Consider the following 11,852-nt stretch of genomic DNA (forward strand, 5'->3'; position numbering starts at 1 on the left):
CGCTTCTTCTTACGGGGACTTGTCGCCGATCACCGGCGGCACCGGCTTCATCTCGCCTTCGTAACCGCCGAACAAGACGTCGGCGTCTTCCTCCTGCAGGTAGTTCGGGGCCTTCTTTTCCTTGTCCTCTTCCTTCTGCCCCTTGCCACCGGGAGCGCCCGCGCCCATGGCGCCCGGCCCGCCGCTCTTACCCGCGGCGGCCGCACCTCCGCGCGTGACGCGCTCCTCCGGCAGCTTGCCCGCCCCGGACCCGCCGCCCTTGCCCGCGAGCTTTTCGGCGTCACCGGCGGAAACCTTGCCGCCCGCGAGCCGCTCGGCGACATTGCCCGACCCGCCGTTGCGCCCGAACCCGCCACTGGTCAATCGGTTCGCCGCACTGCCACCGGGCCCACTCGGCGTCCGGCCGGGCTTCCCGCGATACTGCTCGCTGCCCAGCCGCCCGAGACCGGTGGGGCCAGGCCCGTTCATCGCGGCCAGCCCCGGCGTCGGCCCCGGCCGGAGCGACCCCTGCGACCCACCGAACGGCTGATTCGGCCCGGACACCCCGGTGTGCCCGCCGCCCGTGGTGATCCCCGGCCCCGGCGTCGGCCCGCTCGGCCCACCACCCGGCCCCGGCGTCCCAGGCCCAGGACCACTGTTGGGCCCCGGCCCACCACTGAAGCCCTTGGCCTCGGTACCCCCGGAAAACCCGGACGCAGCCGTCGAATCACCCATCTCCGGCGGCGGAGCGAACGTGGGCTGCTTGGAATTGACGTCGAAGAGCGACTGGTCGTAGGTGTGCATTACCTGCGCGGCCTGCTGATGCGCCTGGAACGACTGCTCCTGCTTGGCCGAGATGTTGCCGACCGTGTCCACCGCACCCGCGTAATTCCCCGACGCGAGCTGGCCGAGGGCGTTCTTGTACTCGGTGTTGCGGTCGAAAGGGACCTCTTCGGGCATGGAGTTCTTCGCGGTGGTGGCCGCGGCCGCAGACTGGGAGAACCGGTTGGACGCGAGATACGCGCCGTCACCCGCGGTGTCGGCCCACTTGCTGACGTTGGTGAAGAAGTCGGTGACCGACTTGGCACCGTCCCCCTGCCAGTGCTCGCCCTCTTTGCCGATCGCGTCACGGACGGCGTTGCTGAAGGTGTTCAGGGAGTTGCCCTGGTTGTTCCAGAGCTGCCCCTTCCGGTCGATGTCGTCGGCTTCGAGATTTTCCGTCACCATCTGTTTGAGGTTGCCATGTGGGATGGCTTCGTAACGCTGTTCTGACGGCGAGAGGCCGGTACGGAACTGTTGCCCCTGAGTCAGCGATGCGGCTTGCTCTGCGGAGTACTGGCCCGCTTGCTGTTCGGCAGTCAGTCTCGCAGTGAGGGAGTTGCCACCGGGACCGGCATTGACCTCGTTGTAGGCGTCCGAATAACGCTTGGCCTCGTACGTCCGGCCGGGGCTACCCATTGCCGAGAACTTGCTGTCGAAGTCGTCTTGCCCGACGTTGACCATGGTCTCTCTCGTTCCGTAGTCAGTTGCCTCTAGGCAGTTTCGGTTCAGCGGCTTCTGCGATCTCCCGCGAGAGCGCGCAGGCTTCTTCGTTCGTACCCTCGTTCAGGCCGGTAGAAGCCGTCAGGCGGGAGCCTTGGGTAACCGCGATCGCCACAGTGCAGGACTGAGTGCCAGCGTCACCTGGGATTTCGACGGCATCTCGGCCACCGATCTTCGTCGGGTTCTTGGTCCCTTGGCCAGCGGACAGCTGTTCGATTCCCGCCTCCGCTACGAGATAGAGCCGTGCCGATCCGTAACGCCTCTTGCGCGTCGCGCAGCCGTTGTCACTCTCGGCTTGCTCGACTGTCGGAGGGTCAAAGCCCTTTGCGGTGGTCGTCGGTTCCAAGAGGTCGCAGGCTTTGAGGTCACCGAAAACGTTCCCTGAGGTGGAACCGGAGGGTGACGAGCTCGGATTCGTGGACGGACTCGGCGCCGGTGTCGCCACACCCGAGCGCTCCGGTGAACAACCGACTGTCGCGAGAATCAGCGTCGCAGCCAAGGCGATGAAACGTTTCTTGATGACCATCAAATGTCTCGTCAGTCCTCGTGAAGTTGCTTGAACTGGTCGGCGCCCACCGTGTCTTGCTCGCGGTATTTCTTCTTCGCGGTCTCGATGGCTTGTTTGGCACGGTTCAGAACGTCGCGCAAGGCGTCCAGCTGTGTCTTGGCGGACAGCTCGTCGCCGTCTGCGACGAGGACGGCATGGTCGCCGACTTGCTGTGCGTAGGGGCTGTTCCCCAACTTCGGTTTTTCGGCGAGCCGCTGAAATTCCGGTTGGTTGAAAGTCCAGTCGTCGAGGTAGTCGTCGATGGCGGTCTTCAACGCCTCCCCGGCCTCTTCGCTGACCTTGAAGCGCCCTTCCTTCGCCGCCGTCACCATCGCGTCGGCCTGCGCCGAGAAGTCGCCCAGGATGTCCGAGAAGTTGCCCGGCGGTCCGCCCGCTCCGTCAGTCATGGTCTCTCCCCTGCACCAGTCCTGGTTACTCGTTGCGCTCGCCAGATCACGATATCAGCGGAATCACGAGTGTCGAGGCGGTCGTGGATCCATCGTGCCAGGTGGCAACGCGTCGTCAGACAGACTTGTGATGCTCGTTTCCTTCGCTGTGACCTGGACACGGCTGTTGAAGATGTCGAGTCGTCCCTCCTCGGGAGTCAGTTCCCTCGAGGTAGTTCCGGCTCGGCGGCTGTTGCGATTTCCCTTGAGAGTGCGCAGGCTTCCTCGTTGGTTCCCTTGTTCAGGGAGGTCGAGGCCGTCATCCGGGATCCCTTTGTCACGGCGATCGCCACGGTGCACGCTTGCTTCCCCGCATCGCCGGGAATTTCGACCGCTTCTCGGCTGCCGACCCTCGTGGGAATCTTGCTCCCCTGCCCCGGTGACAGCTGGTCGATGCCTGCCTCCGGGACAAGATAGATGCTCACGGAGCCGAACCCATGCTTCTGTGAGGCGCAGCCGTTGTCACTTTTCGTAGGTCTCCACAACCGGTGTGTCGAAACCCTTCGGAGTGGTCGTTGGCTCCAAGAAGTCGCAGGCCTTCAGCCCTTCGAATACGTCCGTGGGAGTCGGCGAAGCAGACGTGGGTTCCCCCTGCGAAGGAACCGGTGTGGCGTTGCCGGGTCTCTCTGAGGAACAGCCTGAAAGTACGAGGGTCAGTGCGATCGGCAACGCGACGAAACTCGTGAGCCGTGACTTCGTGATCGTGTCGGCCCTTCCGGCGAGGATCACGCGCTGCCGACGCGGGCGGCTTCGACCAGGTCGTGGACCCATCGTGCCAGGTGAGAGCCGCTCGTCGGGGTGAACGTGCGGCGGACTTCGCCGTCGGGGAAGCGGTCGGTGGTGAGCATGAAGCGGCCCTGGACGCTGTCGAACCACTGGACGCTCTTCTGCTGCGGTTTGCCCCGGTCGTCGCGCAGGGTGAGGCTGATCGTGCCCAGTCGCGCGAGCGGGTGTTCGAAGAAGCGGCCGGCGGCGCCGAGGCGGAGGTTGTCCGGGTCCTCGTCGAACGGGTCGTCCGGTCGTTTGGACGGCGGGAGAGTGCTGGACGTCGTCACCCGTCCGGGGAGCGGCTGGAGTGACGGCAGATAACCGAGCAGGGTCGCGACGACCTGTTCGGGGTAGACCGGCTCGAAGAGGATGTCGAATCCGCGTTGCTGGCTCACGACGCCGAGACTGCTGTTCCAAGCGCCCCGGTAGAGGTATTCGGCGTCCTGCTCGACTTCGTGTGCCTCCATGGTGACGACGAAATCCGCGGTGGCCCAGAGCCGGAGCGTCTGTTCGTAGTCGCGTAGCAGTGCGCGGTCGCGGGCGAAGCCTCGATCGGCCAGCTCGGCCCAGATTTCTTCGCAGTGCCGCTCGCGTTCCGTGATGGTGGTTCCGACGGTCGGGATTTCGTAGGGCAGCACGAATCTGCCGAGCCCGAGTTCTTCGAGTACGACGTCGAGCTGGGCCATCGACATCGAAAATGACGCAGGCACCGGTCCCTCCCCCTCATCACCTGCTGAATCGGTTCTCTCTCGCACCGTAGCGGGTTCGACCCGGCGCGGGCACGACCTGCCTGCTCACGTCTAGGATCAGAGACGACGCTGTCGCGGGGATTTCGGGAGGTACCAGTGTCGGAAGAGCCGCGCCGTCCTCGGCACGCAGCGCCGGACGACGCCACGCCGGATCGTGAGGCGGAGTCCGCCTCCTGGACGCCGCCGGCGCCGGTCCGCTGGGAAACGCCCGAACCGTCCATTTCCGGCAGGCTCGATCTCAACGAGCCTCCGCGGCCGAAGCAGCAGCCCGAGCCGGAGAAGGACGCCGAGCGCACGATCTATCACGCGCCGGTCCAGCGTCCGCAGACCCCGCCGCGCGGCCAGCAGCGGCCGATCCCCGGCGCCGAGGATCCGACGCGTCCGCCGGGTGACATGGCCCCGGTGAGCCCGCAGACCCAGGTCGTCCGCCCGGCGTGGCAGGCGCCCGCCGACGCGCCGCAGCCGACCAGCGTGCTCTCCTCGCCGACGCCGGAGACGCAGAGCATCATGCCGCCGACGCCGCGCGTCGACAACGGTCCGGGACCGCTGCCGGACCCGGGTACGGAAAGCGTCCTCCCCGAACGGTCCAGCGAAAGCAGGGGAACCGGCACCGGCACCGGATCGGGCAGCCGGGGCACCGGAACCGGCACGGGAACGGGCACGGGTTCGTTCCCCGGCACCGCGCGCCGGACGTCGTCCCGCACCTCGCGTCGCGGCCGTCTCGGCGCCGGGCTCGTCGACGTCCCGCAGGTGCCGTATCGCGACCCGGCGTCCGCGGTCCTCGAGAACCCGATGGTGTCGGAGGAGAAACGCTTCTGCGGCAACTGCAGTGCCAAGGTCGGCCGCGGCAAGGACGGTGAACCCGGTTCACCAGAGGGCAACTGCGAGAAGTGCGGCAATCCGTTCTCCTTCGTCCCGAAGCTGCGGCCGAACGAGATCGTCGGCGGCCAGTACGAGGTGCTCGGCGCGCTCGCGTACGGCGGGCTCGGCTGGATCTACCTCGCGCAGGACCACAACGTCAGCGACCGCTGGGTGGTGCTCAAGGGCCTCATCGACACCGGTGACGCCACCGCGATGGCGGCCGCCGCGAACGAGCAGCGGTTCCTCGCCGAGGTCGAGCACCCCAACATCGTCAAGATCCACAACTTCGTGCAGCATCCGGACGGCGACACCGGCAACTCGGTCGGTTACATCGTCATGGAGTACGTCGGCGGCCAGTCGCTGAGGCAGCTCGCGCTCGCGCACCACCGCGAGACGAAGCGCCCGGAGCCGTTGCCGATCGGCCAGGTGATCGCCTACGGGCTGGAGATCCTGCCCGCCATGGGCTACCTGCACAGCCAGAACCTCCTGTACTGCGACCTCAAGCCCGACAACGTCATCCAGACGCACGAGCAGCTCAAGCTGATCGACCTCGGCGCGGTCCGCCGCGTCGACGACTACGAGAGCCCGCTGTTCTTCACCACCGGCTACAGCGCGCCCGAACTGGCGACCCATGGCGCTTCGGTGGCATCGGACCTGTACACGGTCGGCCGCACGCTCGCCGTCCTCAGCTTCGAATTCTCGGGCTACACCAGCAAGTACAAGACGACCTTGCCCGGTCCGGACGTCGTCCCGTTGTTCGCGCTCTTCGGTTCGTACTACCGCTTCCTGAAGCGCGCCACGCATTCCGACCCGGACCGCCGGTTCATCGCGGCCGAGGAGATGGCCGACCAGCTGACCGGTGTGCTCCGCGAGATCATGGCGCTGGGCACGGGGAAACCGCGCCCCGGTGCTTCGACCGTATTCGGCCCGGAGACCCGCACGTTCGGCGTCGACATGGTCGTTCCGGAGCACGGCGGGAGCGTGCCGCTGCCGGATCCGGGCGAGGTGGTCTCGGGTCTGCCGATCCCGCAGGTCGACACGGACGACCCGGCGGCGGGCGTGCTCGCGTCGACCGTCGCCCTCGATCCCAAGGGCGCGATCGAATCGCTGGCCGGGGCACCGCGTGAGTCGATCGAGGTCCGGTTGCGCATCGTCCGGGCCCGCATCGAGCTCGGTGAGCTGGTCGAGGCGCAGCGGCAGTTGCAGGCCGCGCAGTACCTCGCGATCAAGGCGGGTTTCCCGCACGACTGGCGGATCGACTGGTACCGCGGCCTGATCGAGCTCGCCGGCGGACGGTCCCGCGTCGCGCACGTCGCGTTCGAAGCGGTGTACGACGACCTTCCGGGCGAGATCGCGCCGAAGCTGGCCTTGGCCGTCAGCGCGGAAGGGGTCGGTGACTACTTCGGCGCCGCGCGCTACTACGAGCTGGTGTGGCGAACGGACCGGTCGTACGTCAGCGCCGCCTTCGGGCTCGCTCGCGTGTACCTCGCGCAGGGCGCCAGGGCCAGCGCGATCGAGGTGCTCGAGGCCGTCCCCGCGTCCTCGTCGCACTACGTCGCCGCGCAGGTGGCCGCGATCAAGATCAAGACCAGGATCAACGGCGGCGGCAAGGACCCGGTGATGGTGTCCGAGCGGGATCTCGTCGACGCCTCGACGCGACTGGAGCGTTTGCAGCTCGACGCCGAACGCCGCACGCGTTTGTCGGCGGAGGTCCTCGAAGCGGCGCACGGCTGGCTCAACTCGCAGAACCAGCCGACGCCGGGCGCGAAGGTGCTGGGCTGCGCGCTGGACGAACGAGACCTGCGGTTCGGGCTCGAGCGTTGCTACCGGACGTTGGCGCGGCTGGCCGGAACGGTCGACCAGCGTGTCGAACTCGTCGACAAGGCCAACGCCATCCGCCCCCGCACCCTCACCTAGCACGCAGACGAAACGCAACCAAGGCTCACAACCGAACCTTCGCAACCCAAGGCTCGCAACCGAACGGTCTCCCAAAGGGCGCGCCCCGCGCCCGACGGAGACTTCACCGTCGAGCGCGCTCTTTTGGCCGAAGGCCACGAAAACTCGATGGAGGGGCGCCTTCATCCACAACTTGAGGTGGATACGACACGACGCCCCTGCAGCGAGTTTTCGTCAGCGCTCGACAGATATCACGGGTTGATGTCCCACTCGCGGGCGCGCTGGGCCTTCTCGTGCGCGGCGGCGAGCTTTTGCAGCGCCTCGGGATCCCCGTGGGTGCTGAAGTGCTCGAACTCGACCCGGACGAACAACGCCCGCGCGCGCACCGCGACAGGGCCGTCTTCGGCGTCGAGCCGTCCGTCGGCGCTGACGTAGATCTTCCGGCCGGCGACGCCGTCCAGTTTCGTGGCGATGTACAGGGTCGAACCGACCGGGACCGGACGGAGGAAGTCCGTCTCCAGTTTCCCGGTGACGGCGGGGCGGCGCAGCAGGTTGCCGACGGTCGCGCCGAGCGCCTCGTCGAAGGCGCAGGCCAGCAGGCCGCCATGGGCGAGGCCGGGCGCACCCTGGTGGGCGGAGGTGACGGTGAACTTCGAGTACACCGTCGTCCCTTCGCCCACCGTCGAATGCAGGTGGAGCCCGGCCTCGATCTCGTCGCCGCACCCGAAGCATTCACCGTAGTGAATGCCGAGGTGGCTGCCCTGCTTCGGGGCTTCCGGGTGGACGGTCGCCGGTTCGACTTCGACCGGCGGCCACGGCTGCGAGATACGGCTCATGGACAGACGTTAACTCGCGGGTAGCTGGGAGGGATCGCCGGGAGTGACCGTTTCCGGCTTCCGGCGCCGCGCGATCCGCGAGTTCACGATGCCGCGCAGCGAGACCCCTGCGGTTTCCGGCAGCAGCAGGATCGGGATGGCCGCGATCGCCGCCGCGCCCATCAAGTAGTACGCCGGCCACAGGTTGTCGCCCGTATTGGTCACCAGGCTGCCGATGATGTACGACGCCGTGCCACCGAACGCCGCGGTGGAAACGCTGTAGCCGATGGAGAAACCGCTGTAGCGCTCCTGCGTCGGGAACATCGCCGGCAGCGTCGCCGCGAGCACGGCGAGGATCAGCACCAGCGGCACCGCGATCATCACCAGGCCGAGCATGAGCTGCCAGGCGTTCTGGTCGTCCGCGGCCGCGCCCATCAAGGAGAACGCCGGGATCGGCAACACCAGGAAGCTCGCGCAACACGTGATCAGGATGGGTTTTCGCCCGATGCGGTCGGACAACATGCCGACCGGCACGATCAGGATCAGCATCAACCCGATGGTCGCCAGGATGATCAGCAACGGCGTGTGCCCGCTGAACCCGACCACGTCCTTGAGGTAGGTCTCCAGATACGTGATCACGATGTAGTCGGCGACGTTCAGCATCACCACGATGCCGATCAGGTGCAGGATCGACGTCCAGTGCTTCTTGAGCAGCGCCCTCAGCGGCGACTTCTCGACCTGGTTCTTCTTCTCGATCTCCTGGAACAGCGGGGTGTCCTCCAGCTTGTTCCGCAGGTAGAGACCGACGATGCCGAGCGGGCCGGCGATCAGGAACGGCAGGCGCCAGCCCCATTCGCGCATGGCTTCGTCGCCGAGGACGACGGTGAAGATCGTGACGAACCCGGCGCCCATCGCGAAGCCGACGAGCGTGCCGAACTCGAGCCAGCTGCCCCAGAAACCCCGGCGCCGGGCGGGCGCGTACTCCGCGATGAACGTCGCCGCGCCACCGTACTCACCGCCCGCCGAGAAGCCTTGGATGGTGCGCAACAGGATCAGCAGGACCGCCGCGGCCGGGCCGATCGTCGCGTAGGACGGCAACAGGCCGATGATGAACGTCGACCCGGACATCAGGATGATCGTCAGCGCGAGGACCTTCTGGCGCCCGATCTTGTCCCCCAGCGGACCGAACACGAAGCTGCCGAACGGTCGCACGACGAAGGTGATCGCGAGGACCGCGAAGGTCGCCAGCGCGCCTTCGGAAGTGCTCGAAGCATTGAAGAAGACTTGCCCCAGGATGGCGGGCATGAAGCCGAATACACCGAAGTCGTACCACTCGATGCAGTTACCCATCGCCGCTCCGGCGACGGCCTTTCTGATCTGTTCAGGTGGGGCCTCCGCCGGTTCCCCTTTTTCCTGATGTGACGCGCTCAGCGCCTCTTCGGCCATGGGTTTGACCTCCCGACCCACCCGTTTACTTACCCATCGTCGAGGGTTTGTTCCCTCGACCGTAGGTGTTCAAACGTGCTGATTCAGCGCTTTGGATCGGTCGTGCGAGGGTCGTTCCCCCGAAACGGTGATGAACCACCAGGTGAAGCCGGGGTCGGAGAATTTCCGATTACTTTGGGTCACAACTCGGAAATCGGACGTTCCGGGCAGGAGATCAGCGGGTCGTGACCGCGGTCGGTGGCTCGCTCGGTTCCTTCGTCGGTGTCGGCCCACGAGGAGGGACGGCCGTCGTCGTGCGACCGGGCTGCGAGGACTTGGGGGTCGTGCGCGTCTGATCCTGCTTCGGGGGCGTCACCGGAGCGGACGACGGCTCCCCGGGAGTGACCGCCGGCCGAGGAGTCGCTTCGGAAGGCGCCGGTGAGACGGGCGCCGGGGCGATGGTCGACAGGCCGGGGCCCGCGGGCTGGACCGGCGCGGACCCCTCACCGCCGCGGCCACCGACGGCGATCGCGCCGAACACGATCACCGCGACCGTCGCCAGCGAACTGCCCGCCACGGCCAGCCGTTTGCGTCGTCGCCGGATCCGGCCACCCTTCTCGATGATGTCCGCCGCCCGGATACCCAGCGGGGGACCGCTCGCCCCGTGCGTAAGCACGCCCTTGATGTCCTCGTCCATCTCCTCACCTCCCATCGTCGTGCGCTCCGCTCAAGGCCAGTTCACTGAAATGCGGCCCGAGCCGCTTGCGCAGGGTCGCCAGACCCCGCGCGCTCTGACTCTTCACGTTCCCGGTGCTGCAGCCCAGCGTCGCGGCCGTCTCTTCGACGCTGAGATCTTCGAAATACCGCAGTACGAGTACGGCCCGCTGCTTCGGGGCGATGCCGGACAGGGCATGCCTGACCAGCAGCTCCTGCTCCGTGCCGCCCGCCTCGCCCGCGACGTCGGGGAGGTCGCCGGTGAGCTTCTCTCGTTTGCGCCAGACCCGCCGATGCTCGGAGAGGAACGTCCGCAGCACGATCTTGCGCGCGTAGCCGTCGAGCGCGTCGTGCCGGGAGAGCCTCGGCCAAGCCAGGTACAGCTTCAGCAGCGCGGCCTGGGTGATGTCCTCGGCCTGGTGCCAGTCCCCGCACAGGAGGTACGCCGTGGCACGCAGGCTGTGCGCGCGCTCGTCGAAGTACCGGGCGAACTCGCCGTCCCACGGCGAGCCCGTCCCGGTCTTCGACGAGCGGCTCGGCGACACCTAGTTACCGGCTCCTTCGGTGACGGCGGGGAGGTTCAGGTCGCCGGTCGGCCCGGCGGGAACGGCCTTGGGCACGCGGTGCTCGCCCGGCTTCACGACGGCGGCGCTGGTCTTCGGCGGGGCCGCCTCCGGACGCGCCGGGGCGGTGGTGGCCCGGGTCGGCTCGCCCGGTGCCGCGGTGGGCGCGTTGGTCGGCTGGGGCGCCTGGGTGGCCGTCGGCGACGGGGCGCTCTGATCGGCCGACGCGAGCGACGTGGTCGCGAAGGCGGCGCCGCCCGCCAGCAGCAGCGCGCCGAGGGAAAGAGCGATACGAGTACGCAAGAGAGTCTCCTCGATCCGGGCGCCGCTCATTGGCCGCGGCGCCTCACGTCGTTAGACATGCGTCCCGCCTCCGCACCGGTTGCATCGAGTTTTCGGAAGTTTCCAGTCAGCGCACGGCAACCAACACGAACGGCCGGAGACCGTGGAGGTCTCCGGCCGCCCGGTTCCAAGGAAGTACTTCAGCTCGCGAGAGCGGACAGCTTGGACCATTCGGCCCAGTCGTAGGTCCAGTCGCTGTAGTCGCGCGCCCGGTTGATCTTCACCGTGCTGCCCTCGATCTCGACGGGGTCCCCGACCAGCGCGCCGTCCATGTACGCCTTGGCGTTCGCCGGCGCCAGGTTCACGCAGCCGTGCGAGATGTTCTTCTTGCCCTGCGCCCAGATCGACGGCGCGTAGCCGTGGATGAATTCGCCGTTGGTCGAAAAGCGCACCGCGGACGGCACGACGATGTTCTCGTAGTTGTAGCGCTCGTTGGTCATCGAGTACGTGTCGTGCTTGGACATCACCACGTGCGTGCCGCTCGGCGTGACGCGGCCCGGGTCGGCGTCGAGGCCGTAGCTGGCCGCGTAGTCCGCGATCTGCTGGCCGTCACGGATCACCACGAGCCGGTGGGTCTGGGTGTTGCCCTTGACGATCTGCGAGCGGCCGATCGTGAAGCTCGCCGAGCGGTCTTCCTTGCCGTACACGCCTTCGCCGATTTTGACGCCGTAGATCTTGGCATTGAACTTCACCGTGGTGCCGGGCTGCCAGTAGGCCTTCGGCCGCCAGTGCACCGAGGTGTCGTCGTGGACCCACGCCCAGGACCCCTCGGTCTTCGGCGTGGTCTCGACCGAGAGCGCCTTCTCGACCGAGGCCTTGTCGGTGACCTTGCTCGGGAACGTCAGCGTGATCGGCATGGCGACGCCGTAGGTCTGGCCGTCGAAGACGTTGATGTTCGCGCCCACCTGCTTGCGCGGCTTGACCGTGGTGAACGCTCCGCCGATCTCGACGGGCTTGCCGTCGGTGCCGGTGGCCTTGCCGGACCACGTGTACGCCTTGCCGTAGCCGAGCTGTTCGGTGGTGGACCAGCTCTTCTTGTCCTCGGACGGCTGACCCGCGACCTGCTTGCCCTCGGGATTGGTCAGGACGACCTGGTCGAGGGTGCCGTCGGCGACGCTGACCTTGATGGGCTGACCCGGCGCGACGTCCTGCGCGCCCGCGGCGGGTTCGTACGTGAGTTCGGCGGGCGCGGGCGCCGAACTGGT

12 protein-coding genes are annotated in these 11,852 nt (G+C 67.4%); 1 reads left to right on the forward strand and 11 read right to left on the reverse strand.

Going from position 1 to position 11,852, the window contains the following annotated elements; all coding sequences use genetic code 11:
• Positions 1-9: 9 nt before the first annotated feature.
• The 5 genes from DL991_RS28275 to DL991_RS28295 all read right to left on the reverse strand — a co-directional run bounded on the left by DL991_RS28275 (position 10) and on the right by DL991_RS28295 (position 3,992).
• On the reverse strand, positions 10-1,206 hold the full coding sequence (locus DL991_RS28275; RefSeq protein WP_233599039.1) for a hypothetical protein: 1,197 nt from the start codon (positions 1,204-1,206) through the stop codon (positions 10-12).
• A 295-nt stretch (positions 1,207-1,501) separates the two neighbouring features.
• Positions 1,502-2,047, reverse strand: coding sequence for a DUF3558 family protein (locus DL991_RS28280; RefSeq protein WP_125787386.1), 546 nt, complete (start codon positions 2,045-2,047; stop codon positions 1,502-1,504).
• A gap of 11 nt (positions 2,048-2,058) precedes the next feature.
• Positions 2,059-2,475 (reverse strand): hypothetical protein, encoded by a 417-nt coding sequence (locus DL991_RS28285; RefSeq protein ID WP_125787387.1) that lies wholly within the window; start codon positions 2,473-2,475, stop codon positions 2,059-2,061.
• 197 nt (positions 2,476-2,672) lie between these two features.
• Positions 2,673-2,939 carry a hypothetical protein gene (locus DL991_RS28290; RefSeq protein WP_158634467.1) on the reverse strand — a complete coding sequence of 89 codons (267 nt, stop codon included), beginning with the start codon at positions 2,937-2,939 and terminating at the stop codon, positions 2,673-2,675.
• 300 nt (positions 2,940-3,239) lie between these two features.
• A complete protein-coding gene (locus tag DL991_RS28295) occupies positions 3,240-3,992 on the reverse strand; it encodes an ESX secretion-associated protein EspG (RefSeq protein WP_233599040.1) in 753 nt (250 codons plus the stop codon).
• Positions 3,993-4,127: 135 nt separating this feature from the next.
• Here DL991_RS28295 and DL991_RS28300 point away from each other — a divergent pair, with 135 nt between their 5' ends.
• Positions 4,128-6,809 carry a tetratricopeptide repeat protein gene (locus DL991_RS28300; protein ID WP_125787389.1) on the forward strand — a complete coding sequence of 894 codons (2,682 nt, stop codon included), beginning with the start codon at positions 4,128-4,130 and terminating at the stop codon, positions 6,807-6,809.
• A 230-nt stretch (positions 6,810-7,039) separates the two neighbouring features.
• Here the strand turns inward: DL991_RS28300 and DL991_RS28305 are convergent, their stop codons facing one another.
• From DL991_RS28305 to DL991_RS28330, 6 genes are all read right to left on the reverse strand, one after another.
• Positions 7,040-7,624, reverse strand: coding sequence for a PaaI family thioesterase (locus DL991_RS28305; RefSeq protein ID WP_125787390.1), 585 nt, complete (start codon positions 7,622-7,624; stop codon positions 7,040-7,042).
• A 9-nt stretch (positions 7,625-7,633) separates the two neighbouring features.
• Entirely contained in the window at positions 7,634-9,049 is a 1,416-nt protein-coding gene (locus tag DL991_RS28310; protein WP_125787391.1) for an MFS transporter, read from the reverse strand.
• Positions 9,050-9,263: 214 nt separating this feature from the next.
• Positions 9,264-9,725 carry a hypothetical protein gene (locus DL991_RS28315; protein WP_233599041.1) on the reverse strand — a complete coding sequence of 154 codons (462 nt, stop codon included), beginning with the start codon at positions 9,723-9,725 and terminating at the stop codon, positions 9,264-9,266.
• 4 nt (positions 9,726-9,729) lie between these two features.
• Positions 9,730-10,287 (reverse strand): SigE family RNA polymerase sigma factor, encoded by a 558-nt coding sequence (locus tag DL991_RS28320; protein WP_125787393.1) that lies wholly within the window; start codon positions 10,285-10,287, stop codon positions 9,730-9,732.
• The gene (locus DL991_RS28325) at positions 10,288-10,638 is read right to left on the reverse strand and encodes a hypothetical protein (RefSeq protein WP_125787394.1); all 351 of its coding nucleotides are present in this window, start codon (positions 10,636-10,638) and stop codon (positions 10,288-10,290) included.
• Between the two features lie 149 nt (positions 10,639-10,787).
• The coding region (locus DL991_RS28330; protein WP_125787395.1) for an Ig-like domain-containing protein at positions 10,788-11,852 on the reverse strand (1,065 nt) is incomplete at its 5' end.

It is taken from the genome of Amycolatopsis sp. WAC 01375 (assembly GCF_003947325.1).
Classification (GTDB): Bacteria; Actinomycetota; Actinomycetes; order Mycobacteriales; family Pseudonocardiaceae; genus Amycolatopsis.

Bases quoted from the DNA above. Each gene is read 5' to 3' on its own strand.
- DL991_RS28275 (WP_233599039.1), bottom strand. From the start codon at position 1,206: ATGGTGACGGAAAATCTCGAAGCCGACGACATCGACCGGAAGGGGCAG.
- DL991_RS28305 (WP_125787390.1), bottom strand. From the start codon at position 7,624: ATGAGCCGTATCTCGCAGCCGTGGCCGCCGGTCGAAGTCGAACCGGCG.
- DL991_RS28280 (WP_125787386.1), bottom strand. From the start codon at position 2,047: ATGGTCATCAAGAAACGTTTCATCGCCTTGGCTGCGACGCTGATTCTC.
- DL991_RS28325 (WP_125787394.1), bottom strand. From the start codon at position 10,638: ATGAGCGGCGCCCGGATCGAGGAGACTCTCTTGCGTACTCGTATCGCT.
- DL991_RS28310 (WP_125787391.1), bottom strand. From the start codon at position 9,049: ATGGCCGAAGAGGCGCTGAGCGCGTCACATCAGGAAAAAGGGGAACCG.
- DL991_RS28315 (WP_233599041.1), bottom strand. From the start codon at position 9,725: ATGGACGAGGACATCAAGGGCGTGCTTACGCACGGGGCGAGCGGTCCC.
- DL991_RS28285 (WP_125787387.1), bottom strand. From the start codon at position 2,475: ATGACTGACGGAGCGGGCGGACCGCCGGGCAACTTCTCGGACATCCTG.